The organism is Microbispora sp. H11081, assembly GCF_012999535.1.
In the GTDB taxonomy this organism is placed as follows: domain Bacteria; phylum Actinomycetota; class Actinomycetes; order Streptosporangiales; family Streptosporangiaceae; genus Microbispora.
This window is the reverse complement of sequence record NZ_JABBWV010000011.1, coordinates 82,064-107,699: the sequence shown is the minus strand read 5'-3', so window position 1 is coordinate 107,699 and position 25,636 is coordinate 82,064. Positions and strand designations below refer to the sequence as shown.

Annotated in this window: 17 protein-coding genes; 15 read left to right on the top strand and 2 right to left on the bottom strand. The window is 71.5% G+C overall.

Features of this window, described 5'->3' with window-relative positions:
- Positions 1 to 9: 9 nt before the first annotated feature.
- The 7 genes from HHX31_RS24675 to HHX31_RS24650 all read left to right on the top strand — a co-directional run bounded on the left by HHX31_RS24675 (position 10) and on the right by HHX31_RS24650 (position 10,137).
- Positions 10 to 912 carry a carbohydrate ABC transporter permease gene (locus HHX31_RS24675; protein ID WP_169950738.1) on the top strand — a complete coding sequence of 301 codons (903 nt, stop codon included), beginning with the start codon at positions 10 to 12 and terminating at the stop codon, positions 910 to 912.
- Positions 909 to 1,748 (top strand): carbohydrate ABC transporter permease, encoded by an 840-nt coding sequence (locus tag HHX31_RS24670; RefSeq protein WP_311932219.1) that lies wholly within the window; start codon positions 909 to 911, stop codon positions 1,746 to 1,748. The genes HHX31_RS24675 and HHX31_RS24670 overlap by 4 nt, the downstream gene beginning before the upstream one ends.
- Before the next feature lie 41 nt (positions 1,749 to 1,789).
- Complete coding sequence (locus HHX31_RS24665) at positions 1,790 to 4,720, top strand: glycoside hydrolase family 3 protein (RefSeq protein WP_169950737.1); 2,931 nt, start codon at positions 1,790 to 1,792, stop codon at positions 4,718 to 4,720.
- Positions 4,721 to 4,829: 109 nt separating this feature from the next.
- The gene (locus HHX31_RS33790; RefSeq protein ID WP_211590272.1) at positions 4,830 to 6,341 is read left to right on the top strand and encodes a serine/threonine-protein kinase; all 1,512 of its coding nucleotides are present in this window, start codon (positions 4,830 to 4,832) and stop codon (positions 6,339 to 6,341) included.
- Between the two features lie 2 nt (positions 6,342 to 6,343).
- Entirely contained in the window at positions 6,344 to 7,744 is a 1,401-nt protein-coding gene (locus HHX31_RS33785; RefSeq protein ID WP_211590271.1) for a serine/threonine-protein kinase, read from the top strand.
- 22 nt (positions 7,745 to 7,766) lie between these two features.
- Positions 7,767 to 9,818 (top strand): hypothetical protein, encoded by a 2,052-nt coding sequence (locus HHX31_RS24655; protein WP_169950736.1) that lies wholly within the window; start codon positions 7,767 to 7,769, stop codon positions 9,816 to 9,818.
- Between the two features lie 64 nt (positions 9,819 to 9,882).
- Positions 9,883 to 10,137 (top strand): hypothetical protein, encoded by a 255-nt coding sequence (locus HHX31_RS24650; RefSeq protein WP_169950735.1) that lies wholly within the window; start codon positions 9,883 to 9,885, stop codon positions 10,135 to 10,137.
- A 22-nt stretch (positions 10,138 to 10,159) separates the two neighbouring features.
- Here HHX31_RS24650 and HHX31_RS24645 read toward each other — a convergent pair whose 3' ends face one another.
- Positions 10,160 to 10,507, bottom strand: a complete 348-nt coding sequence (locus HHX31_RS24645) for a hypothetical protein (protein WP_169950734.1) — start codon at positions 10,505 to 10,507, stop codon at positions 10,160 to 10,162.
- Positions 10,508 to 10,865: 358 nt separating this feature from the next.
- Between HHX31_RS24645 and HHX31_RS24640 the strand changes: the two genes are divergently transcribed.
- From HHX31_RS24640 to HHX31_RS24615, 6 genes are all read left to right on the top strand, one after another.
- A complete protein-coding gene (locus HHX31_RS24640) occupies positions 10,866 to 12,077 on the top strand; it encodes an ROK family transcriptional regulator (RefSeq protein ID WP_169950733.1) in 1,212 nt (403 codons plus the stop codon).
- 104 nt (positions 12,078 to 12,181) lie between these two features.
- Complete coding sequence (locus tag HHX31_RS24635) at positions 12,182 to 13,144, top strand: PD40 domain-containing protein (RefSeq protein WP_169950732.1); 963 nt, start codon at positions 12,182 to 12,184, stop codon at positions 13,142 to 13,144.
- Positions 13,145 to 13,351: 207 nt separating this feature from the next.
- On the top strand, positions 13,352 to 16,507 hold the full coding sequence (locus tag HHX31_RS24630; protein WP_169950731.1) for an NACHT domain-containing NTPase: 3,156 nt from the start codon (positions 13,352 to 13,354) through the stop codon (positions 16,505 to 16,507).
- Between the two features lie 246 nt (positions 16,508 to 16,753).
- Entirely contained in the window at positions 16,754 to 19,612 is a 2,859-nt protein-coding gene (locus HHX31_RS24625) for a glycoside hydrolase family 3 protein (protein ID WP_169950730.1), read from the top strand.
- Positions 19,609 to 20,610, top strand: a complete 1,002-nt coding sequence (locus HHX31_RS24620) for a LacI family DNA-binding transcriptional regulator (protein ID WP_169950729.1) — start codon at positions 19,609 to 19,611, stop codon at positions 20,608 to 20,610. The genes HHX31_RS24625 and HHX31_RS24620 overlap by 4 nt, the downstream gene beginning before the upstream one ends.
- Positions 20,607 to 21,890: a GH1 family beta-glucosidase gene (locus HHX31_RS24615; protein ID WP_169950728.1), complete on the top strand. Its 1,284-nt coding sequence runs from the start codon at positions 20,607 to 20,609 to the stop codon at positions 21,888 to 21,890. Before HHX31_RS24620 ends, HHX31_RS24615 begins: the two co-directional genes overlap by 4 nt.
- 51 nt (positions 21,891 to 21,941) lie before the next feature.
- On the opposite strand, the gene HHX31_RS24610 is transcribed toward HHX31_RS24615, so the two are convergent.
- Entirely contained in the window at positions 21,942 to 22,943 is a 1,002-nt protein-coding gene (locus HHX31_RS24610) for an isopenicillin N synthase family oxygenase (RefSeq protein WP_169950727.1), read from the bottom strand.
- A gap of 196 nt (positions 22,944 to 23,139) precedes the next feature.
- Between HHX31_RS24610 and HHX31_RS24605 the strand changes: the two genes are divergently transcribed.
- Positions 23,140 to 24,531: an ATP-binding protein gene (locus HHX31_RS24605; RefSeq protein ID WP_311932218.1), complete on the top strand. Its 1,392-nt coding sequence runs from the start codon at positions 23,140 to 23,142 to the stop codon at positions 24,529 to 24,531.
- A gap of 86 nt (positions 24,532 to 24,617) precedes the next feature.
- Entirely contained in the window at positions 24,618 to 25,610 is a 993-nt protein-coding gene (locus HHX31_RS24600) for a DMT family transporter (protein ID WP_169950726.1), read from the top strand.
- Positions 25,611 to 25,636 lie beyond the last annotated feature (26 nt).

Here is a 25,636-nt window from a genome sequence, read left to right as displayed (position 1 = left end):
GCTCCGCACATGGCACCACCCGGCGCGGGCACCGCCCGCCCGCGCGGGAGGGGCGGCTACTGGCTCTACCTGGTTCCGAGCCTGGTGCTGTTCCTCGCGATCATCGTCGTTCCGTTCCTGATGAACGTCGCGACGAGCTTCACCCGCTGGTCCGGCGTCGGCACCCCCAAATGGATCGGGCTCGGCAACTACACCAAGCTGTTCAGGGACGAGCGCTTCTGGGCCTCCTTCCAGCACAACGTCGCGCTGATCGTCGCGATGGCCGTGGTGCCGACGGTCCTCGGACTGGTGCTCGCCGCCGCGCTGTTCGACTACGTCGCCAGGCGGTTCGGCGCGCGTACGGCCTCGGCCCTGCGCGCGGCGTTCTACCTGCCGCAGGTGCTGCCCGTCGCGGTGGCCGGGGTGGTGTGGGGCTGGATGCTCCACCCGTCGTACGGCGCGGTGAACCAGATCTTCGGAATCGAGGTCAACTGGCTGGGCGACCCCGGCATCGCGCTGGCGACGGTCATGGCGATCATGGTGTGGTTCCAGCTCGGGTACCCGGTCGTCATCTTCATGGCCGGGCTCCAGCGGGTCGACCCCTCGCTGTACGAGGCGGCCGAGATCGACGGCGCCTCGTGGTGGCGCAGGTTCTGGCACATCACGCTCTCGCAGATCCGGCCGGAGATCTTCGTCGTGCTGCTGACCTGCACGATCGCGGCGCTGAAGGTCTTCGGGCCGATCTTCGTGCTGACCAGGGGAGGGCCCGGCTCCGCGACCATGGTGCCGTCGTACTTCTCCTATCTGAACTTCTTCCAGAAGGCCAACGTCGGGTACGGCTCGGCGATCGCGACCGTGCTCGCCGTGATCATCGTCGTGGTGACCTTCTTCTTCCTGCGGGTGCAGGAGCGCGACCAGGAGAGTGAGTCGTGACCCCCGATCGCGTCGTCCGCCAGCCGGGACGCTGGGCCGTGCTCGCGGCGCTGGTCGTGCTCGCGGTCGTGATGCTCTTCCCCTTCGTCATCGTCACGCTCAACGCCTTCAAGTCCCCGGCCGAATACTCCTCGGGCGGTCCGCTGAGCCTGCCCCACGGGCTCTACCTGGACGGGATCGTCGCCTTCTGGGACCGCGTCGACTTCGGCCTTAAGCTGTGGAACAGCCTCCTCATCAGCGGCGTCGTCGCTGTCGCCGCCGTGGTGCTGTCGGTGCTCAACGCGTACGCGCTGGGGATCGGCAGGGTCCGGGGCCGGTTGTGGATCCTCGTGCTCTTCCTGCTCGCCAACACGCTGCCGCAGGAGGCCCTGGTCTACCCGCTCTACTACCTGTCGAAGGAGGCGGGGCTGTACGACTCGAAGCTCGCCGTCATCCTGATCTTCACGGTGATCCAGGCGGCCTTCGGGACCTACCTGCTCTCGTCGGTGCTCGGGCGGTTCCCCCGGGGGATCCTGGAGGCGGCCGAGATCGACGGGGCGAGCAAGTGGCGGACGCTGTGGCGCATCGTCGTGCCCGTCAGCCGCCCGACCCTGTCGGTGCTGCTCATCTTCTTCTTCATCTGGACGTGGAACGAGTTCTTCCTGCCGATGGTGTTCCTCATCGCCAACGACAACCAGACCGTGCCGGTCGCCCTGGGCGTCCTGCAGGGCGAGAAGATGATGGACGCCACCATGTCCAGCGCGTCCGCGCTGCTCGGCATCATCCCCGCCGTGGCCTTCTTCCTGATCTTCCAGCGCACGCTGACCCGTGGCATCACGGTCGGCGCGATCAAGTAACACCCCCGAATGAACGCGTCACTACCTGACCTGGAGGCGCAATGTCCCATCGCCGTTCGGCGATGCTGTCCGCGTCGGCCGCCCTGGCTCTGGCACTGAGCCTGGGCGCCGGCCCCGCGAGCGCGGCCGGAGACCATCCGTTCCGAGACCCGTCGCTGCCGCTCGCCCAGCGCGTCGACGACCTGCTCGGCCGGCTCACGCTGGACGAGAAGGTCGCGATGCTGCACCAGTACGCACCCGCGATCGACCGTCTCGGCATCAAGATGTTCAAGACGGGCACCGAGGCGCTGCACGGCGTCGCCTGGTCCACCGACTACACGAACAACGGCGCCGTGGTCACCGCCAAGGGCACCGTCTTCCCCCAGGCGGTCGGCCTGGCCAGCACCTGGGACCCCGCCCTGATCAAGCGGGTCGGCTCCGCCGTCGGCGACGAGGCTCGCGGCTTCCACGCCGAGAACCCCACGGTGTGGGGGCTCAACCTCTGGGCGCCCGTGGTCAACCTGCTGCGCGACCCCCGCTGGGGACGCAACGAGGAGGGCTACTCCGAGGACCCGCTGCTGACCGGCGCCATCTCCACCGCGTACGGCCTGGGCCTGCGGGGCGACGACCCCGACCACCTGAAGACGGCGCCCACGCTGAAGCACTACCTGGCCAACAACAACGAGGTCAACAGGGACACCACGTCGTCGGAACTGCCCCCGCGGGTGAAGCGCGAGTACGACGAGGCGGCGTTCAAACCGGCCATCGCGGCCGACGCGGCCACCGGCGTGATGGCGTCGTACAACCTCGTCAACGGACGGCCGAACACGGTCAACCCCGACCTGGACGACGTGGTCCGCTCCTGGACGAAGCGCACGCTGTTCAACGTCTCCGACGCCTGGGCGCCGAACAACCTGGTGCAGACCGAGAAGTACTTCGCCACCCAGCCCGAGGCGGCCGCCGCGCTGATCAAGGCGGGCCTCGACAGCTTCACCGTGGACGACACGAACGGCGGCCCGACGGTCGCGGCCGTCAAGGAGGCGCTGGCGAAGGGCCTGCTCACCCCGGCCGACGTGGACGACGCCGTCCGGCACCAGCTGAGCATCCGCTTCAGGCTCGGCGAGTTCGACCCCGACGGCGGGCCGTACGCGAAGATCACCAAGGAGGTGGTCGACAGCCCGGCCAACCGGAGGCTGAACCGCGAGACCGCCGCCAAGGCCATGGTGCTGCTGAAGAACTCCGGCGGCGCGCTGCCGCTGAAGCCCGGCAAGAAGGTCGCCGTGGTCGGCCCCCTGGCCGATGTGCTCTACACCGACTGGTACTCGGGCGGCCTGCCGTACAAGGTGACCCCGCTCGACGGGATCACGGAGCGGGCGGCGTCGGTGACCTCCTCAGAGGGCGTCGATCGCATCGCGCTGCGGAACGTCGCCACCGGCAGGTACATCGGCGCGCCCGCGGCCGGCGGCGACCTGAGGGAGAGCGCGACCTCGGCGGGCGCAACCGAGCAGTTCGACGCGTTCGACTGGGGACAGGGCGTGCTGACGCTGCGCAGCGTCGCCAACGGCAAGTACGTCAGCCGGGCCAACTGGGCGACCCTGGCCAACACCGCCGACCAGCCGTCCGGCTGGTTCGTGCAGGAGCAGTTCAAGCTGGAGCGGCAGGACGACGGCACCTACCTGCTGCGGTACGCCGGCTACGAGACGGCCGAGAGCTGGTTCGGGGAGAACACTTACGTCAAGGCGGAGGCCGACGGCGCGCTCGGCCTGACCACGGCCGCCCAGGCCACGCGCTACGCCAAGGAGGTCGTCTCCAGCGGCGCCGACGACGCGGTCGCCAAGGCGAAGGCGGCGGACGTGGCGGTCGTCGTGGTCGGCAGCATGCCGTTCATCAACGGCCGCGAGGCCCACGACCGCACCGACATGAACCTCGCCGAGGGCCAGGAGGCGCTGATCAAGGCCGTGAAGGCGGCCAACCCGAACACGGTGGTGGTGCTGGAGAACAGCTACCCGACCACGATCGGCTGGGAGCAGGACAACATCCCCGCCATCGTGTGGACCACCCACGCGGGCGCGGAGACCGGGCACGCGCTCGCCGACGTGCTGTACGGCGACGTCAACCCGGCCGGCCGGCTCCCCCAGACGTGGTACCGGTCGGCGGACGAACTGCCGAGCATCCTCGACTACGACATCGTCAAGAAGGAACAGACGTACCTGTACTACCGGGGCAGGCCGCTCTACCCGTTCGGGCACGGCCTGTCGTACACGTCGTTCGCCTACCAGGGCCTCAAGGCGGCCCGGAAGGGCGACGCGTACGAGGTGTCCGTGAAGGTGACCAACACCGGCTCCAGGGCCGGCGACGAGGTCGTGCAGCTCTACACCCACCAGCAGCGCTCGCGGGTGAAGCAGCCGGTCAAGCAGCTCCGCGCGTTCGAGCGGGTGACGCTCGCGCCGGGTAAGAGCAGGACGGTCGTCTTCACCGTCGAGAAGAGCGACCTCGCGCTGTGGGACGTCACGCGGAACAAGTGGGCCGTCGAGAACGCCACCCACGACGTGCTCGTGGGGTCGTCATCGGCCGACATCCGGCAGCGGGCGACGATCAACGTGCAGGGCGAGAACATCCCGCACCGCGACCTGTCGAAGACCACCCGGGCGGCCGACTTCGACGACTACGCGGGCATCCACCTGGTCGACGAGACCAAGGAGCGCGGCGACGCCGTGGCGGGCGCGGACGGCGGCTGGATCGCGTTCGAGGACGTCCAGCTCCGGCACTCCAGGAAGGTGACGGCCGGGGTCGCCTCGGCGGGCGGCGGGACGATCGAGGTGCGCCTCGGCTCGCCGACCGGCGCCAGAGCGGCCACGATCCCGGTCGCCGCGACCGGCGGGATCTACGACTGGGCCACCGCGAGCGCACCCCTGTCCGGCGCGAACGGAGTGAAGGACGTCTACCTCGTCTTCACCGGCGACGTCCGGATCAGGGACCTCACCCTGAGCTGAGCCGTCCGGAAACGGCGGACGCCCCGCGCGCGTGCGCGGGGCGTCCCCCGTCCGGCCGTCGACCCGGTTTCGTCCGGCGATCGATCACGATTTCGCTATTCTCCCCCATATGGTCGAATCGCTGAGGGGGACGCCGGCCTCGCGATACCACCTCCTGCGCCCGCTGGGCTCCGGCGGCATGGGCACGGTCTGGCTGGCCAGGGACTCCGTGCTCGACCGCGAAGTGGCGATCAAGGAGCTGCGCGTCCCCGACGGCCTCGGCGAGCGTGAGCGGGCCGAACTCGTGGCCAGGGTCATGCGCGAGGCCGAGGCCACCGCGCGCGTCCGCCACCCTGGGATCGTCGCCCTCCACGACGTGCTCCTCCAGGACGGCAGGCCGTGGATCGTCATGGAGTTGCTCCACGGCCACGACCTCGCCCGGTGGATCGCGGCGTACGGGCCGCTGCCGTACCGTCAGGCGGCCGACCTCGGGGCCCGCCTGCTCGACGCGCTGTCGGCCACGCACGCCGGGGGAGTGCAGCACCGCGACGTCAAACCGGGCAACGTCTTCCTCTGTGCCGACGGCCGGGTGCTGCTCACCGACTTCGGCATCGCCCGCCAGGCCGGCCAGGCGCCGATCACGGAGACCGGGCTGCTGGTCGGCTCGCCGGGCTACATGGCGCCGGAACGCCTCGCGGGCGAGCCCGGCGGCCCCGCCGCCGACCTGTGGTCGCTCGCCGCCACCCTCTACACGGCCGTCGAGGGCGTCGCCCCGTACCGCGGCTCCCGCGCCGAGGTCATCGAGGCGACCCTCACCCTGCCTCCCCGTCCTCCGGCGCTCGCGGGGCCGCTCGGCCCGGTGCTGGCGTGGATGATGGCCCGAGACCCCGCCCGCCGGCCCGACGCGGCGACCGCGCTCACGCTGCTGCGCGAGGTCGCCGCCGGGGGCACGCCGTCCGTGGACCACGCTCCGGGCATCAGGATCGAACCCCCGCCGCGCCGCCGGCGGACGTGGTGGTGGATCGGCGCCGCCACCGTCGTCGTGGTGGCCGGCGCGGTCGCCCTGGCCGTGCGGCTGCCGGGGGACGAGCCGCCGGACGACTCCGTACGCCTGGCCTCGCCGTCCTTCGAACGTGCCGTGGACCTGTGCCGGTCGCTGCCGGCCGACCGGGTGCGGAGCATCCTGGGGGCCGCCGCGCAGGCGCGGCCTGGCAAGGAGAGCTGCCAGTGGGCCGTCACGGGCTCCGGCATCGCGCTCAGCGCGGAGACCGACTCCGACACCCCCGACCCGTGGGCGCTCGACACGGCCTCCGCGCACGCGCTCCTGGAGGGGCTGCGCAGGCAGTACGCGACGGGCCCGCGCGACCGCGACTGGATCTGGTACGAGATCGGCCTCGACCGCAGGAGCCCGGCCATCGAGTCGGCCGCCAGGGACGTGCCGGAGGCGGCCGACGAGGCGTTCGCGGTGGACCTCACCACGCCGGAGGGCGGGGCCCAGGCCACAGTCGTGTACTTCAGGCTCGGCGATCTCGTGGCCAGGCTCCAGTACGCCGACCTCGACGCGAAGTCGCCCGCGGACCTGCGCGACCGGGCGGTCGCCGCGGCGGAGGCGGCGGCCGAGGGCCTGAGAGGGCTGGCCTAGCCGTGGATCCGCTCGCCGGACGCTACCGGCTCGCAGAACCGCTGGGTGAGGGCGGCGGCGGCACGGTCTGGCGCGCCCACGACGAACTGCTGAACCGGGAGGTGGCGATCAAGCAGGTGCGCGTCCCGCCCGGCCTTGACGACCGGCAGCGGGCGGGCTTCCTGGGCAGAGCCGTCGACGAGGCCAGGGCGGCAGGGCGGCTCACCCATCCCGGCATCGTGACGATCCACGACGTCGTCGGGCACGCCGGGCAGCCGTGGATCGTCATGGACCTGGTGCCCGGCCGCTCCCTCGACAAGATCATCCAGGCGGAGGGGCCGCTTCCCTCCGAGCGGGTGGCCGAGATCGGGCTGGCGGTGCTCGACGCGCTGGAGGCGGCCCACTCCCGGGGCATCCTGCACCGCGACGTGAAACCGGCCAACGTCCTCATCGCACCGGACGGCAGGGCCCTGCTCACCGACTTCGGGATCGCCGCGCCTGTGGGCGGCGCGGGCGGCTCCTGGCAGAGCTCGGCGGGCTCGCCGACCTACATGGCCCCCGAACGCTTCAGGGACGAGCCCGACGGCCCGCCCTCCGACCTGTGGTCGCTGGGCGCCACGCTCTACACGGCCGTGGAGGGGGAGCCGCCCTTCCAGCGGGGTACGGCCGCCGCGCTCGCCGCCGCCGTCCTGCTGCACGAGCCCCGGCCGATGACGCGGGCCTCCCGGGTCCTCGCGTGGATCGTGCTCGCGCTGCTGGACAAGGACCCGGCGCGGCGGCCGCCCCCCGACGTCGTACGGCAGGCGTTGCGGGCCGCCGCCGCGCCGCCGACGCCCACCGCGCGCCCCGCGCGGGCATGGCGGCTGGCCGCCGTGGCCGCCCTGATCGTGGTCGCCGGGCTGGCGGCGGGCCTGGGCGCCTGGCTGCTGGTGTCAGGGGACCAGGACGGCTCCGCACGCTTCACCGCCGTCCCGGACGCCTGCCGCAGCCTGACCGAGGCCCAGATCCGCGAACTCCTCGGCGCCGCGCCGCGCGCGGAACCCGCCGCGGAGGGGCGATGCGAGTGGGACGAGCACACCACAGGCCGCGACGGGGCGATCACCGTGACCTACCGGCTGCCCGCCGGCGGGGACGACGCGGCGGCATCGCACGACCTCGCGGCGGAGCGGGCCGCCAGGGCCGCGCAGGCCGAGGGCGCCGAGCGGGGTGCCGCGCCGCGCGACCGGCCCGGTATCGGCGACGAGGCCTTCACCTTCGACTCCGCCGGACCCGCCGGCGGGACCACCGGGGCCACGGTCTGGTTCCGCCTCAGCAATCTCATCGTCGAGGTCGCCTATCGGCGTGCCGGTGACCCCTCGGTCACCCCGGCCGACCGGCGCACCGCCGAGCGTGCCGCCGAACTCGTCGGCATCGGGCTCGGGTGACCTCCCGACCGTAGGAGACGAAATGACCAGCGGTGACGACACACCCCCCGAGACCGGCGGACCTCCTCCCCAGGACCGCCCCCGGCAGGGCGTGCCGCCGTACCCGCCCCCGTACGGTCCGCCGCCGGGCGCGCCGCAGGGACCGCATGGTCCTCAGGATCCGTACCAGCCGTACGGGCCGCCTGTGCCGCAGGATCCGCGATCTCAGTCGGGCGCGTATCCGGGTGCCCCGCCGGGTGGACAGCCGGCGCAAGGTCCTGGCTTCGGCGGGTATCCGGGCGCGCAACCCGGTCCGCAGCCGCAGCCCGGGCAGTACCCCGGCCCCTACCCCGGTCAGCAGCCCGGCCCTTACCCCGCTCAGCAGCCTGGGCAGTACCCCGGTCAGCAGCCCGGCGGTTATCCGGGCGGGCAGGCCTGGCCGCAGCAGGCGGGGCCCCAGGGCGGGCCGCAGCAGCAGCCGCAGGGCGGGCAGCAGCAGAACCCCTACCCCTATCCGCCGCCCGGCGGGCAGGCCGGCCCGCCGTCCCCTCCGCCACCCGGGCAGCGGGGCCAGCACCCGGGCCCGTATCCAAGCCCTTACTCGAGCCCCTACTCGAGCCCTTATTCGAGCCCGTACCCCGGCCAGAGCGGCGGGGACGCGCGGCAGGGACAGGGCTGGCAGCCCGCGACGCCGCCACCGCCCGAGCTGTGGCAGATGCCGACCGAGCCGTCGGCCCCGGCGCGGCGCGGCTGGGTCATACCGGTGGTGGCGGTCGTCGCCGTGCTGACGGTGGCCGGCGGCACGTTCGCGTTCATGTCGGTGCGCCAGGCGGGGACGCCGACCCGCCCGGCGGGTTCGGCCGAGCCGTCGCCGGCCGGGAAGTCGGCGTCGGCGGTGCCACAGGCGGCAGGCGCCGACGCGTGCTCGATGCTCGACCCGGACGACGCCGAGCGCCTCGTGCCGAAGGCCAAGATCGAATCCTCGACGAACGACAACAGGGACGGCACCTTCGTCAGCTACGTCCGCTACACCTGCGGCTGGGTCAACCGGGACATCTCCTACAAGGACGTCACCCGCAGCCGTGAGATCACGGTGAATGTGTCCAGGTACGAGGCGATCGGGACGACCACGGCGGAGAAATCGGCACGGATCCAGTACGACGGCGAGCTCAGGCAGTACAAGTACCAGGCGACCCACTCTGACGAGGAGCGCTACTACTCGGAGGCCCAGGAGTATCAGGGGATCGGGGACCAGGCGGCCGCGCAGTACCACTGGACGCGGGAGACCGGCAAGCACTGGTACTCCTACGGCCAGGGGGTCGGCCGGGTCGGCGACGTGGTCTTCCAGGTGAAGTACGAGGCGAGCCAGCAGAAGAAGGAAGCCAAGATCTTCTCCAGCGAGACCACCCAGTCGATCACCGAGGAGAACGCCCTGCGCGAGGTGAAGGGCCTTCTCACGCAGGTCGCGAAGTCGGTGGCCGCCTGGCGGGACGGGCGCCCGCTGCCGTACCACGCGCGCCCGAAGCCGAGCCCTTCGCCGTCGCCCTCGCCCACCCGGATCCCGCTGCCGAGCGCCTGCGTGCGGCTCAAGCCGCTGACCGCGACGCTGGTGCCGGGGACCGAGGGCGCGGCGGTGCGGAGCAAGGAGGGCAACTCGACCGTCACCCAGTGCCAGTGGTGGAACGAGAAACTGCCGCTCGGCGGCGGCAAGGTCCGCTGGCGGAACCTCCGTGTCGCGATCCACAGCTTCTGGGACGAGGAATCCGCCCGGTATCACCTCATCGACGAGCGCTCGAAGACCAAGTTCACGGCGAGCAGCGAGATCGGCGGCATCCGGTGGGGCAAGGTCCAGAAGCTGACCGGCTTCGGGCAGGAGGCGTTCGGCCAGGCGATCCGGCAACGTACCCAGACGGCCCAGGGCAACCGGTACGAGATCTGGGCGCAGGACGGCAAGAACGTCATCTGGGTGCTGCTGTCCGGCAGCGACCGCCCGGAGAACACGCCGATCAACTCGTCCGATTCCGTGCTCATGGACCCGAAGGAGGCCGAGGAGGGGGCCAAGTCGGTGGCGAAAGCCCTGCTCGACGCTCTGTGAGGCGGTGTTCGTCCAGATTCAGGCGGGTACTTCCCCACTCGACCGTGAGTCGACGGGGGAAACCATGGCTACCTGTGAAGTGTGCGGCAACGACTACGACATGGCCTTCGAAGTGCACAGCCAGGGCGCGGTGCACGTCTTCGACAGCTTCGAGTGCGCCATCACCCGGATGGCACCCGTATGCGAGCACTGCGGGTGCCGGATCGTGGGCCACGGCGCCGAGTACGACGGCCGCTGGTTCTGCTGCGCGCACTGCGCGCGCGAGGAGGGCGCGACCAGGATCGCCGACAGGGAGGTCACGACCGCCGGTATGCGGTGACACGTGACCTGGTCCGCGCCGGTCAGGACTCGAAGGCGACGAGGCGCATGATGACGAAGTGCTCGCCTTCGGGCCTGGGCGGCAGTGTGGTGCCCGGCACGGCCTCGAACACGTCCGGGTGCTCGTGCCGGGTCACCACGCAGAACAGGACGTCCGGCACGGCCACACCGCGGGCGAGGGCGCGTCTCGCCGCGGCGTAGAAGCTGCCGCCCGCCTCCAGGTCCGCGGCGACCGCCTCCGCCGCCGACCGGCTGGGCACCCTGATGCGCGCCACCCGCGCCCGCTCGGGGCGTGCCGTGCGGGCGCGCAGGTAGTCCTCGATCTCCCAGATGAGCAGTTCGCCGAGATAGTGCGATACGTCCTTCTCCATGGCGTCAATGCTGCCGCGTCCCGTTTGATGCGGGCTTGCACTCCAGTTGCCCCTGGTGCTGGCGCGCGTTCCGCTCACGGGAGTCCCGCTCGGCGCCCCGTGCCGTCCCCGGGGTGACAAAGCGCGGTCCGCTGGATTCACCCGGCGCGGCACGGTAGGCTTTAGTTAGTCTAGTGACTAAACAAATACCGGAGGGGCGAGTGCCACCAGGGTACCCGGGAACCGCTGGGGCCTGCGGCCGGGGCCGGGCCGGACACGGCGCGGCTCACGCGTCCGTCCGCGCCGCCATGGCCGCCGTTGTCGTGTCGAATTGCTCGCAATTGCGGCATGATGAGGCCAAGCGGGAACGGGGCGGACATTGATCACATCGCACAACGGGCCGAAGCCTGCCGACTTCACCGACGTACGGGCGACCAACCTCGCCGTCGTGCTGCGGTTCGTCCGGGAGAACGCGCCCTGCTCGCGTGCCGACATCGCCGCCTCGACGGGCCTCAACAAGGCCACCGTGTCCAGCCTGGTCGCCGACCTCATCGAACGGCGGCTGCTGCGCGAGACCGGCCTGACCGAGCACCGCGTCGGCCGGCCCGCCACCATGCTCGTCCTGGACGGCTCGCCGTACGCCGCGATCGGCATCGAGGTCAACGTCGACTACATCTCGGCGGTCGCGGTGGACCTCAAGGGCGAGGAACTGCTGAACTGGCGGCGGTCCTTCCCCGGCGGCACCTCCAGCGCCGGTCAGGCGGTCGTCGCGATGGCCGCGCTCGCCCGGCGGGTCGTCAGCAAGATGAGCAAGGAGTCCCGTCAGGTGCTCGGCCTGACCGTGGCCGTCCCCGGGCTGGTGGACGTGAACGGCGTCGTGCGGGTCGCGCCCAACCTGGGCTGGCGCGACGCGGACCTGGCCGGGGACCTCACCAAGGCGCTGCGCGACCCCGGCTTCCCCGTGCTGGCCGACAACGACGCCAACCTCGCCGCGCTCGCCGAGCACCGGTTCGGGCCGCACCGCAACGCCGCCAACCTCGTCTACGTGACCGGCGAGGTGGGCGTGGGCGCGGGCATCGTCATGGACGGCAGGCTCAGGCGGGGCGGGCAGGGCTACAGCGGCGAGATCGGCCACATCGAGCTCGACCCCGCGGGCCCCACCTGCCGGTGCGGCAGGCGCGGCTGCCTGGAGGCCGTCGCGGGGATCGGCGCGATCCTCGCCCACACCGCGCCCGACGCCTCGCCGTCCGAGCTGGAACTCGAGATCGACGAGGTCGTGCGGCGCGCCGGCAACGGCGAGCGGGAGATCCTCGCGCTGCTGGAGGACGTGGGGCGCCATCTCGGCAGGGGGATGGCCGCCGTGGCCAACATGCTCAACCCCGAGGTCGTGATCCTCGGCGGCTACTACGTGCCGCTGGCGCCCTGGCTCGTCGCGTGCGCTGAGGAGGAGATGTACGGCAGGGTGCTCGCCCCCGGCGGCGGAGGCTGCCGGCTGGAGGTGTCGACGCTCGGGTACGGCGCGGCGGCGCTCGGGGCGGCCGCGCGGGTGCTCGACTCGGTCGACTCCGGCCGCCTGCCCGCGCAGAGCTGACCGCCGCCAGAGCCAGAGCCGGCGCCGACGCCGGTGGGGGATGCCGGCGAACCTGATCGGGGCCCGGCGCGTCGAACAAGGCACCCTCGACGAATCGGGACACGATGAACACTCGCCTGCTCTGCTCCGCCACGCTCTCCGCCGCGTTCTCGGCCACGCTCTCGGCCACGCTGCTGGGCGCGCCGGCCGCCCCCGCGGCCGCCGCACCGGCCACCTCCGCGGCTGCCGCCGCATTGGCCGGAGCCTCCGCCGCGCCCACGCCCCTCGCCGGGGTCGCCGTCTACCTCTCGTACGGCAAGGGCTTCCCGATCAGCCGGTACGAGCCCGGCAGGGGCTTCTCGAAGGTCGGCGCCATGCCGATGACGGGCCAGTTCTCCGCGTCCCCTGACGGCAGGAAGGTCGCCTGGATCACGGACCGCGGTCTCGTGCGGGTCGGCGACGGCCGCACGGCGAAGACCGTTGCCAAGGGCGCCGCGGCCGGGTTCCCGTGCGCCACCCCGGTCTGGTCGCCCGACTCGCGCCAGGTCGCGTACGTGAGGAAGGGCGTTTCCGACGCCGGGCAGATCTCCATCGTCGGGGCGGACGGCAGGGGCGGCAGGAAGGCGGGCGCCACCCTCGGGGTCTGCCACCTGGCATGGTCGGCCGGCGGCCGTTACCTCGCCGGGTACGCGGGGACGACCGAGGGCGTCTACCGCCTCGACCTGAGGACCGGCAAGTCGGTCAAGGTGAAGGGCGTCGGCCTCGCCAACCACGTGCAGGGCCTGTCGCCCGACGGCGCGAAGGTGGTCGTGGCCCCGCTGTCGCGGAACGCGCCCGGGGGCGACGGCTCCTGGCCCGGCGGCTTCCGTCCTGCCGTGGTCGACGTCGCCACCGGCAGGAAGACCGCCATTCCGGTGAAGGGCTCGCTCATCGGGGCGTTCTTCCTGCGGGACGGCCGCCTGGCCGTGCGGGTCGCCGGCCGCACCGCCAACACCCTGGTCGTGCTCGACAAGAACGGCAGGCAGGTGCAGCGGCTGAGCGAGCCGGCCGCGGCCAGGCGGCAGGCGCTGCTGCAGGTCGTCCGCTGACCGACGGCTCCAGGCACATCCCGGGGTGGGCGCGACCGGCCGGCCGCCCCCGCCTCCGGCGGCGCCCACCGGCCTCCGTCGGCGTGTGCCGTCCGGCGCTCGTGACGAGGAACAGGAAGGGTACTGCGCGGGCTGTTCAGGAACGAGGCTGTACGCCGTTGGCCGCGTCCGCCAGCATGGGGGAAGGGCGGGCGCGAGGGAGACCGGATGGCGAACAAGCTCTCCTATGCCGACGCGGTGAAGTTGCTTGGCGGCTCCGGCTCCGCGCTCGTGACCGCGCTGGACAAGCTGACTGGCGGGGCCCTGCTGGCGGCCACCGGCGGTGGCGGTGAGTTCGCGCTCAGCCTCTTCGATGCCAAGGGCGAGATGGCCCGGCTTAGTGGAGCACTGATCAGCGGGCTGGGAGACAGGCTTCGCGGCCTAGGCCGTTTCGACCGCACCGAACGGCTCACAGCCGCTCACAAGGTGATTGTCCTCACTGCCTTCTTTGAGTCCATGAGCGCCGTAACCCTTCCCGAGGGAGCTAGGAACCTCCTGCTCGGAAAGCCGGCTCAAGTCGCCTTGGTCACCGGTGAGCGCGCCCAGTCCAGCCGGCTCCGCGAGCTCGCGGCTGTGCTCAACGACAGTGACATTCCTGGTGAACCCGCACTCCTCAGCGGCATCGCCGCGCCCAAGGCGCTGCGGGAGTTCTACGCCTCGCTGGCCGCGCGGCTCGTCGCATGTCTTCGTGAGGCCGCGGGGTGGGAGGAATTCGACCGCGCGGAAGAGGTTCAGCGGCTCCTGAGCGATGCGGTTCCCGACTCCGCCGTGCGCCGCTACGAAGAGCACTTACGTCGGCTCGCCGGTGAGTTCCCCGAGGTGGGATTCTGGTCGAACCGTCTCGCCCACTTCGCCACGCACGAGCGGCTTGTGCGGTTACAAGCCGGACTAGAAGGGTTGGGACGAATCCTCGACGAGATCGCTTCCGGCGCCGACCTCGCCGACGACCGGCGGCAGGCGCTGGCCAGGCGGTACCGGCGGAGCCTGGACAGGCCCATCGCGGCCACCGGAGACGTACCGGACGGCCTGACGATCCCGTCACTGGCGGAGGCATACATCAATCCCCGGTTCCGCATCGCCGCTGTCGCGCGCAGCGCGCGGATCGATCAGGAGGACTGGTGGGAGGATCAGCCGGTCCGGGACGACCTCCAGGAGTTCCTCGTCGGCTATCTGACCTCGCTCGCCGCTACCCGGAGTCCTCTGATCGTTCTCGGCCATCCGGGCTCGGGCAAGTCGGTGCTCACCCAGGTGCTTGCCGCGCGCCTGCCAGCCCGTGACTTCCTCACTGTTCGCGTGTCGTTACGCGATGTCCCTGCCGACACAGATGTGCAATCCCAGATCGAGTACGCCATAAGGGACGCGACCGGCGACAGCGTGACTTGGCCCACGCTAGCCAGAACGGCCGACGGTGCGCTGTCAGTCGTCCTGCTCGACGGATTCGATGAGTTGCTTCAGGCCACCGGCATCGGCCAGACGGACTATCTCGAACAGATCGAGCGTTTCCAGGAACGCGAAGCCGACCAGGGGCGACCGGTCATGGTCGTCGTCACGAGCCGCATCGCAGTTGCGGACCGGGCCCGGATCCCGCCCGGCGGGGCCGTCGTCGTCAAGCTAGAGCCGTTCACGGACGAGCAGGTCGAGCGGTGGCTGACCGTATGGAACGAGCGCAACGCCGATCCCCTCGCAGTGCGAGGATTGCGCCCGCTGCTATCCGCGGTGGTGTTGCGCCAACCGGCATTGGCCACGCAACCACTGCTCCTGTTGATGCTGGCCCTGTACGACGCGGTGGACAACGCCCTGCAGCAGCATGGCAAGGGCCTCGACGAAGCCGATCTCTACGAGCGGATTCTGCGCCGCTTCGCCGAACGCGAGGTCCGCAAGTCCCGCCCGGAGCTGTCCGGCGGCTCGCTGGAGGTATCGGTAGAGGAGGAGATGCTGCGGCTGTCGATCGCGGCATTTGCGATGTTCAACCGCGGCCGCCAATGGTCTACCGAGGACGAGTTGTCAGCGGACCTCAAAGCGCTGCTCGGCCCGCCGGACCTCCCGCGACGAACGTCGGGCTTCCACGCCCCGCCCACACCTGCCCAGCACGTCATCGGCCGGTTCTTCTTCATCCACAGGGCCAGGGCAATGCGCCACGACGGCGACCTCGCGACCTGCGAGTTCCTACACGCGACCTTCGGCGAGTTTCTCGTCGCTCGGCTGATCCTGCGCGAGCTCGCCGAACTGACCGCCGTCGCAGCTACCCGCAGCAGGCACATCACCGACGATGGTTTCATCCGGGCGCTGCTGTCCTTCGCACCCCTGACCATACGCGGACAAGTCATCTATTTCCTGATTGCGCTCGCGCACCGAATCCCCGACGATCGACGCCGACTGTTTCGAGAACTGCTGCTCCCCGCCTTCTGGGGCGCCCTCGAACCGCACAGGGACGCCGCTCACGACTCCTACCGGCCCACTTCCTCCGGCGTCCCCTCAAGGCATGCCGCTTATTCCGCGAATCTGCTCGTTCTCATTTCCGTAATCGGCGGCCCGGTCGCCGGCCGCGAGCTGTTCCCTCGGTCCCCCTTCCCTGCGGCGGAGTGGAGGCGTCACGCGCTGCTCTGGAGATCGCAGTTCACTGCGGAAGCCTGGCGGAACCTGGTCGCCCTGCTGTCCCTGCAACGGACATGGCATGGCGACGAGCGTGATGTCCTCGTCGACCTGGCTCCCGACGGTTCCTGGGCCGCTCCGGACCTGGACGCCTTCTGGATCTTCCGGTTTGCGCCCGGCGACGCCGGACGGAACTGGTATGGCTGGCGCGTGGTCCAGACGTTGGACCTCCTCAAGGAGAGCTATTTCACCTGTGATCTAGCCGAGGACATCGCCTGGCACGCCCTGACGCCGATCGTCCGAGAGTTCGACAACGAGGACGAGTTCGGCCCTGGTGAGGTGGGAGCCACGGCCGCGTTCGCCACCCTCTCCTCGGACGAGGCAATCTCCACAACGAATGCGCTCCTCCGGCTGTGGCTTGCTTCAAGCCGTCCCGGGGGAGGCGACGACCTGAGGGAGGCGTACGAGAACTGCCTGGCGGTCATCGAACGAAGCCGCCCGGCAGAGAACAGGGTGAGCTACGAGGCGTTCCTGGCCCGCGTCCTGCGACAGCTCGCGGCCGATCACGAACGACTTGCGCCCGAATTCCTGGCGCAGGTGTTGGAGGTGCTGAAACCGGCCATCCTAAGCGAACCGCACCTGTCTGATCTGCCCTTAGTGCGGCACTGGGCCGCGCAAGCCTTTGCCGGCATCGGCTGGTCGCCCCATGCGGGAGGAGAGGAACGCGCCTGACATGCGCTCGGAGGCGGCCATAACCGTCCGTCGCAAAGTGTGAGGCGGGAGGTCTTGACCTGAGCCGAGGTTGGGGGCAATCTTCCGGATAAGCCCGGATTTACACACCGGAAATCCACGGTAACCCCTTCGAAGCGCTTCGACAGCAGGCGCTTCCCCACCCGGACAGCGGATCCTCGCGGCGCCCCGCGGGCGCGGATTTCGGCAGGTCATCGAAGCGCTTCGACGCGAAGGGTAGCTCTGCAGATGAACGAACCGGCTCAGGACCCGGCCTTCCGTAACCCCGCGCTGTCTCCCGCCGACCGGGTGGACGACCTGCTCGGCAGGCTCACACTCGACGAGAAGATCGGTCTGCTGCACCAGTACCAGGCGCCCGTGGAACGGCTCGGCCTGCGCCCCTTCCGCACCGGCACCGAGGCACTGCACGGACTGGCCTGGCACGGCCCCGCCACCGTGTTCCCCCAGGCCCTCGGGCTGGCGAGCACGTGGAACCCGGACCTGGTCCGCCGGGTGGGGGAGGCGACGGGCGACGAGGTCGTCGCCTTCCACCACAAGGATCCGCAGAGCGTGGGCCGCAACGTCTGGGCGCCGGTGGTCAACCCGCTGCGCGACCCGCGCTGGGGCCGCAACGAGGAGGGCTACTCGGAGGACCCCTGGCTCACCGGCGTCATGGGCACGGCCTACGCGAACGGCCTGCGCGGCTGCCACGACGTGCTGAAGACGGCGCCCACGCTGAAGCACTTCCTCGGCTACAACAACGAGACCGACCGGTGCGTGACCTCCAGCGGCCTGCCGCCGCGGGTGCTGCACGAGTACGAGCTCAAGGCGTTCCGCCCGGCGCTCGAATCCGGGGCGGCGGTCGCCGTGATGCCGTCGTACAACCTCGTCAACGGCCGACCCGCCCACCTGTCGCCGCTGATCGGCAGTCACCTGCGGGCCTGGGCGCCGGACGAGATCCTCGTGGTCAGCGACGCGTACGCGCCGGGCAACCTCGCCGGGGCGCAGGGCTACCACAAGGACCTGCCCGAGGCGTACGCGCACGCGATCAAGGCAGGACTGGACAGCTTCACCCAGGACGACGCCGACGGCGCCGCCACCCTCGGCCACATCAGGACGGCGCTCGACCGCGGCCTGCTGACCGAGGCCGACGTCGACGCCGCCGCCCGGCACACGCTGTCGATCCGGGTGCGGCTGGGCGAGTTCGACCCCGCCACGCCGTACGACGACATCACCCACGACGTGGTCAACAGCCCCGGGCACCGGCGGCTGGCGCGGGAGGCCGCGCGCCAGTCGATCACGCTGCTGAAGAACGACGGCCTGCTTCCCCTGGCCGCCCCGCGCGTGGTCGCGGTGATCGGCCCGCTGGCCGGCGCGTTGTTCGAGGACTGGTACAGCGGCACCCTGCCGTACCAGGTCACCGCCCTCGACGGGCTCGCCGGGCGATGCGCCACCGTCTACCACGAGGGCGTCGACCGGGTCGCGCTGCGCACCGAGGGCGGGTACGTCGGCGCGTCCGCCGACCCTGAGGGCGGGCCGCTGCGGGTGGGGAGCGAGCGGTCCTGCTTCGACGTGTTCGACTGGGGCGGCGGCGCTCTCGCGTTCCGGTCCTGCGCCAACGGGCGGCACGTGTCGGCGGGGGAGGACGGCGTGCTGGTCAACGACCAGCCGGGCCCGAACGGCTGGGAGGTGCGGCAGACCTTCCTGATCGAGGAGCGGCCGAGGGGGATCGTGCTGCGCAACATCTCCTCGGGCCGCTACGTCACCGTGGCGGACGGCGTCCTCCGCACCACCGGCGACCCCGGCGCCGCGGCTGTGCTGTCCGTCGAACTCGTCGAGAGCGGCGCGGCCCGCGCGGCGGAGGCGGCGGCCCGCGCCGACGTCGCGGTCGTCGTGCTCGGCGACCACCCGCTGGTGAACGGCCGCGAGACGGAGGACCGCGCGACGCTCGCGCTGCCCGAGCGGCAGGAGGCCCTGCTGAAGGCGGTCCACGCGGCCAACCCGGCGACCATCCTGGTGCTCTCCAGTGGCTACCCCTTCGCGGTCACCTGGGCGCAGGAGCACCTGCCCGCGATCGTCTGGTCGTCGCACGGCGGTCAGGAGTACGGCCACGCGCTCGCCGGCGTGCTGCTCGGGGACGACGACCCGGGCGGCCGCCTCACCCAGACGTGGTACCGCTCGGCCGCCGACCTGCCCGACCTGCTCGACTACGACGTCATCGCCTCCGACGCCACCTACCTCTACTACCGTGGCCGGCCGTTGTACCCGTTCGGGCACGGCCTGAGCTACGCCCGCTTCGCGTACTCCGGGCTGGAGCTGTCGTCGGCCGAGGTCGCAGAGGGCGACACCTTGACTGTGAGCGTGACGGTGACCAACGTCGGGGAGCGCACGGGGGAGGAGGTCGTGCAGTTCTACACCCGCCAGCGGCGCTCGCGGGTGAAGCAGCCGCTGCGCCAGTTGCGCGGCTTCGCCAAGGTGCGGCTCGCGCCGGGCGAGAGCCGTACGGTGTCGGTGGACGTCCCGGTCGCCGGCCTGGCCTTCTGGGACGTGACGCGGGACAGGTTCGTGGTCGAGGAGGCCGAGCACAAGGTGCAGGTCGGCGCGTCGTCGGGGGACATCCGCCTGTGCGCGCCCTTCCGGGTGCGGGGCGAGCGCATCCCGCCGCGGGACCTGACCGCCGGGCTACTGGACGCGGTCCGCCACGACGAGTACGACGGTGTGGTGCTGTGCGACGCCGCGCTCGACGCGGGGGACGCGCTGCGCTCCACGTCGCCGGGGTCCTGGATCGTCTTCCGCGACTGTGATTTCGGCGGAGGGGATTTCGGCGGAGGGGATTTCGGGGACGACCCCGCCGACGGGCGGCCGGCGGCCTGCGTGCTGACGGTGTCGAGCGACGAGGGCGGGGTGGTCACGCTGCGGCTCGACGATCCCCTGACCGGCGAGGTCGCCGGCGCGGTCAGTGTCCCGCCCACGGTCACCGGGCGCGACTTCGTCGAGGTGACCACCCCTCTGGCGGGAGCGGCCGGAGTGCGCGATCTTTATGTGGTGTACGAGAGCGAGGGGGTCACGGTGAGGGCGCTGGGTTTTCTCACGGGATCCCGCCCGTGAGGACCGTGACGATCGCCGACGTCGCCAAGCACGCGGGGGTCGCCGTCTCCACGGTGTCGTACGTGCTGAGCGGCAAGCGGGCGATCTCGGCGACCACGCGGCAGCGGGTCCTGGACAGCGTGCGCGCACTCGGCTACCACCCCAACGCCGGAGCCCGCGCGCTCGCGAGCAAGCGCGCGAAGGTCATCGCGCTGGTGCTGCCGCTGCGGGCCGGCATGAACCTGCCCGTCCTCATGCGCTTCGCGACCTCCGTCGTCACGACGGCCCGCCAGTACGACCACGACGTGCTCCTCATGACGGCCGACGAAGGGCCCGACGGGCTGCACCGGGTGGCGGCCAGCGCGCTGGTCGACGGGCTGCTGCTGATGGACGTGGAGATCCACGACCCCCGCGTGCCGCTGCTGCGCAAGCTCGCCCAGCCGAGTGTCCTGATCGGTTTCCCCGCCGACCCCCACGGGCTGACCTGCGTCGACCTCGACTTCGCCCGGGCGGGGACGCTGTGCGCCGACCACCTGGCCGGGCTCGGCCATCGCGAGATCGCGCTGCTCGGCGCGCCGCGCGTGGTCTACGAGCGCGGCACCGGCTTCGCCGAGCGGACGCTGGCGGGTTTCGTCGAAGGGGCACTGCGGCACGGCCTTGAGGCCGACGCGCGGCCCTGTGAGGAGTCGTTCGACGAGGTCCACGCCACCGTGAAGCTGCTGCTCGACGAGCGGCCGCGGCTGTCGGGGCTCGTGGTGCACAACGAGGCGGCCGCCGGTCATGTGCTGGGGGCGTTGCGGATCCTCGGCAGGCGGGTGCCCGAGGACGTCTCGGTGGTGGCGATCTGCCCGGACGACATCGCCGAGCGGGCCAGCCCCGCGCTGACCTCCGTGCTCATTCCCGCCGAGGACGTCGGCAGACAGGCGGTCCGGCTGCTCATGGCCAAGCTGGAGGGCCAGGCCGTACCGGAGTCGACGCTTCTCGAACCTCGGCTGACGATTCGCGAAAGTTCACGATGATCTCATTTCCCCGCGGCTTCCTCTGGGGCGCCGCGACAGCGTCGTACCAGATCGAGGGAGCGGTCCACGCCGACGGGCGCGTTCCGTCGATCTGGGACACCTTCTCCCACACCCCCGGCATGGTCGCGGACGGGCACACCGGCGACGTGGCCTGCGACCACTACAACCGCTATCTCGAGGACGTCGAGATCATGGCGGAGCTGGGGCTCAAGGCGTACCGGTTCTCGATCGCCTGGCCGCGCCTCGCCGACCTGAGCTTCTACGACAGGCTCGTCGACGCGCTGCTCGACCGGGGAATCGCGCCCGTCGCGACGCTCTACCACTGGGACCTGCCGCAGGCGCTGCAGGACGCGGGCGGCTGGGCCAACCGCGACACCGCGTACCGGTTCGCCGACTACGCCGCCGCCGCGCACAAGCGGCTCGGCGACCGCGTCACCACCTGGACGACGCTCAACGAGCCCTGGGTCTCGGCGTTCGTGGGCCACGCCTCCGGCCGGCACGCTCCCGGTGTGACCGACCCGGCCGCCGCGTTCACCGCCGCCCACCACCTGATGCTCGCGCACGGCCTCGGTGTGCGGGCGCTGCGGGCGGGAGGGGCGGAATCGGTCTCGCTGACGCTGAACCTGACGCCGATACTCGGCGACGACGAGCCGGCCCGCCTGATCGACGGGCTGGCGAACCGGATCTTCCTCGACCCCGTGCTGCGTGGCGAGTACCCCGCCGACGTCCTCGCCCATGTGGAACGTTTCACCGAGGTCGACCTCGACGACCTGCCGACGATCGCGCAGCCGATCGACGTGCTCGGCGTCAACTACTACACGGTCAACCGGGTGGTCGCCGACCCCTCGTCCGGGGGGAATCCGGAGTATCCCGGCAGCGAGGGCATCGCCTGGGAGGACCCGCGCGGCCCGGTCACCGAGATGGACTGGGAGATCAACCCGGCCGGGCTGGAGGACCTGCTCGTACGGCTGTCGCGGGACTACCCCGGCACACCCTTGATGATCACGGAGAACGGGGCCGCCATGCCCGACGGGGTGGCAGACCCCGGCCGGATCTCCTATCTCGACGCCCACTTCCGCGCCGCCCGGTCGGCCATGGAGCGGGGCGCCGACCTGCGCGGCTACTTCGTGTGGTCGCTGCTGGACAACTTCGAGTGGGCCCGGGGCTATCACAAGCGGTTCGGGCTCGTCCGCGTGGACTACGAGACGCTGGAGCGCACGCCCCGCGACAGCGCCCGGTGGTACCGCGAGGTGATCGCCCGGAACGGCCTCGCCGGCTGAGACCGCTCCACCCGCGTCCCGGCGGGGGCCACCCCGGCCCCCGCCGGCCTTTCAGCTCTCGCCCGGCGTGGCCGGCAGCACGCGCTCGCCGAGCAGGGGGAAGACCTTGGCGACCTTCGCCGTCAGGTAGTCGCCGTACGTGCCGGTGAAGGCCCGCAGGTCCATGCCGTCCCAGCGGGCCCTGCCCCCCTCGCGGCCGGGCAGGGCGGGCAGCGGCGGCACCTCGCAGTCCCAGCCCGGGTCGAAGAAGAAGGGGAAGGACAGCCTGCCGCGGCCCGTGGCGTTGCGCACTCGATGCGGCGTCGACCGGTAGAGGCCGCCGGTCAGCTTGTCGAGCATGTCGCCGATGTTGCAGACCAGGGTGCCGGGGATGGGCGGCGCCTCGATCCAGCCGCGCGCGGTGTGCACCTGGAGCCCGGGGTTGTCGTCCTGGAGCAGCAGCGTCAGCAGGCCGTAGTCGGTGTGCTCGCCTACCCCCCACTCGTCGGGACCGGCCTGCGGCGGGGGCGGGTAGTGGAAGATCCGGAAGAGGATCGTGGGCGCGGCCGTGTACCCACCGGCGAAGTAGTCCTCGTCGAGTCCCAGGCTCAGCGCCACGCCGCGCATGACCGACTGGCCGACGTGGGTGAGGGCGTCCAGGTACGCGAGCACGGCCGGGCGCAAGTCGGGCACCTCGGCGGGGAAGAGGTTGCGCCCGTGCAGCGGCCGGGGATCGTCGTGGTCGTCCTCGGCGCCGAAGTAGACGCCTTCCTTGAGGTCGGGCCGGCCGGAGGTGAGCTCGCCGCCCACGGGGAAGTAGCCGCGCCAGGCCCGTCCGCCGCGGTCCATGGAGATCCGGCACTTGTGCTCCTGCGGCAGCCGGAAGAACCGGGTCGCGGCCTCCCTGAGCCGGGCGACCAGGTCGCCGGGCACGCCGTGGCCGCTGATGTAGAAGAAGCCGCTGTCCAGGCAGGCGGCCTCGATGCGGCGCGCGACCTCGGCGCGCTCCCGGCGGGTCCCCGAGCCGGTGAGAGCGGACACGTCGATCACCGGCAGTGGTCCAGCGGTGCTCATACCTCCATATCTCATCATCCGGGATCGTTGTCCGGAAGGCTCCTTTACCTGCTTGCCGATCGTGTTGCGCATGCCGGAATTTCGAGCACGCAGGAGCAACTCGTGCGGTTTGTCCCGTTACCGACCTATAACGCCCCGAAGGGTAGATTTCTTTGGCACGGGGTCAATCGGGGCGGCGTCATAGGTGGGCGATCACGTGGGTCTCGGGGAGCGATGGCCGGTCAAGCGCCAGGTCGTGCTGTTCACCGGCACGGTCGTGGCCCTGCTGTGCGTCGGGTTCTCGATCGCCCTGATGTGGGCGCTGTACACGACGGCCGGCGACAACCTCGCGAAGGACGTGACGGCGGCCGGCGCGCGGGTCGCCTACCTCGTGGACCGCGGGCAGCTCGAGAGCGTCCTGCCGTACGATCAACCCTCCGCGCGCGACCGGCCGATCCAGGTGGTGGACCCGCGGGGCGGGGTGCGGGCCGCGACGCCGGACATCGCGGGAAAGCCCGCCATGGCGACCTTCCGCCCCGAGCCGCCGCTCCGCAAGGCCTCGCGGAAGGTCTGCGGTGGTGTGTTCGCCCCGGGCCGATGCCACCTCGTGGTGGCGCAGCAGGTCTACCGCGAGGACGGGGACTGGACCGTCTACAGCGCCGCGCCGGCCCAGGCCTTCGAGGTGATGCCGGGCCTGGTGGCCGGCCTGGCCGTGGCGTCGGTGCTCGTCACGGCCGCCCTCGCGTACGGCGTCCATCGCAGCGTCGAGCGGGCGCTCGTACCGGTGCGCGCGATCCGGGCCGAGCTCGACGAGATCAACGCCTCGGACCTCGGGCGGCGGGTGCCGGTCCCGAGGGCCAAAGGGGAGATCCGCGACCTCGCGCAGAGCGTCAACTGCACGCTGGACCGGCTGGAGGAGACGCTCGAACAGCAACGGCGCTTCACCTCCGACGCGTCCCACGAGCTGCGCAGCCCGCTCACCGCGATCCGCGCGCAGGTGGAGGGCGCGCTCCTCGCGCCGCAGGAGTCCGACCTGAAGGAGATCGGGCAGGCCGTGCTGAAGAGCCTCGACCGGCTGCAGGCGATCGCCACCGACCTGCTGACGCTCGCCCGTCTGGACGCGGGCGCGCCCTGCGAGCGCGAGCCGCTGGACCTGAGCGGGCTCGTCGCCGCCGAGCTGGACGCACGCCGCCCGGTCAGGAAGGTCCTCCCCGATCTCGACCCCGGGGTGATCGTCAGAGGGGACCGCATCCGGCTGGGCCGCCTGGTCGCCCACCTGCTCGACAACGCCGAGCGGTACGCCGCGTCCACCGTACGGCTGCGGGTCCGGCGGGAGGACGCGCCCAACGGCGACCCCCGCTTCCGCTCCGGCATGGCGGTCCTTGAGGTGATCGACGACGGCACCGGCATCGCGCGGGACCAGCGCGAGTTCGTCTTCCAGCGCTTCGCCAGGCTCGACACGGCCCGCAGCAGGAACGCCGGGGGTCCTGGCCTCGGTCTGCCCATCGCCAGGCAGATCGCCGAGAGTCACGGGGGCAGCCTGACGATCATGGACAGCCCGCGTGGCGCGCGTTTCCTCCTGTGCCTGCCGCTCTCGCCTGAGCGCTGATCCCGTCAGGGCGGAAAACCGCTCCCGTTAATGTGCCATGCCGCACTACGCTCCTTACCGGCACATCTGCGGAGGGAATTACGCATATGCGACGGTGGCTTCCGTCCTTCATCCTGTTGGCGCTCATCTGGGGCAACAGCTTCTTCTTCATCAAGGTGGCGCTCGGGAGCCTCCATCCCCTCCAGATCTCCTTCCTCCGGTTGGCCGTCGGAGCGCTGACCCTGCTCGTCGCGGTGCTCGCGACCGGCCGCCGGCTGCCCCGCGACCCGCGGCTGTGGGGCCACTTCGCGGTCGCCTCCGTCGTGCTGACCACGGTGCCGTTCACGCTCTTCGGGTACGGGGAGCAGTACGTCTCCTCCGTCGTGGCGGCGATCTGGAACGCCACTACGCCGCTGTGCACGCTGCTGTTCGCGCTGCTCCTGCGCAGCGAGAAGGTCACGGCCGCCAGGGTGACCGGGCTCGGCCTCGGCTTCGCCGGCGTGATGGTGGTGCTCGGCGTGTGGCAGCCGATCTCCGGGGGCACGGCCATCGGCAGCCTGGCCTGCTTCGGCGCCGCCGCCTGCTACGGCGTGGGCGGGGCGTACATGGGCAGGTTCATCACCCCACGGGGGGAGGAGCCGGTGGTGCTGGCGGCCGCGCAGTTGGTCGCAGGGACGGCCGAGCTCGCCGTGATCACGCCGCTCGCCGGGGTGAGCCTGATCAGGATCGACGTCCCTCTCACGGTCTGGGGCAGTCTCCTCGCGCTGGGCGCGTTCGGCACCGGCATCGCCTACCTGCTGCTGTACGACATCCAGCGGAAGGTGGGGGTGACGACCACCTCGGCCGTCACCTATCTGATCCCGGTGTTCGCCGTCGTCTCCGGCGTGGTCTTCCTCGGCGAGCACCTGACCTGGAACCAGCCCGCCGGGGCGCTGGTGGTGCTGCTGGGCATCGCGGTGATCCAGGGCGCCGTCCCCCGGCGAGCCGGCCTGCGCGCCGCCGCGCGGCCGGCCGCAGTGCCCGTAGCGCCCACAGCGACCACAGCGACCACAGCGCCCACGGTCTCTGCGGCGCGCGCGGAGACCGACGGCGCGGCCTGATCCGCGCCGAGGGGCGCCCCTGGGCT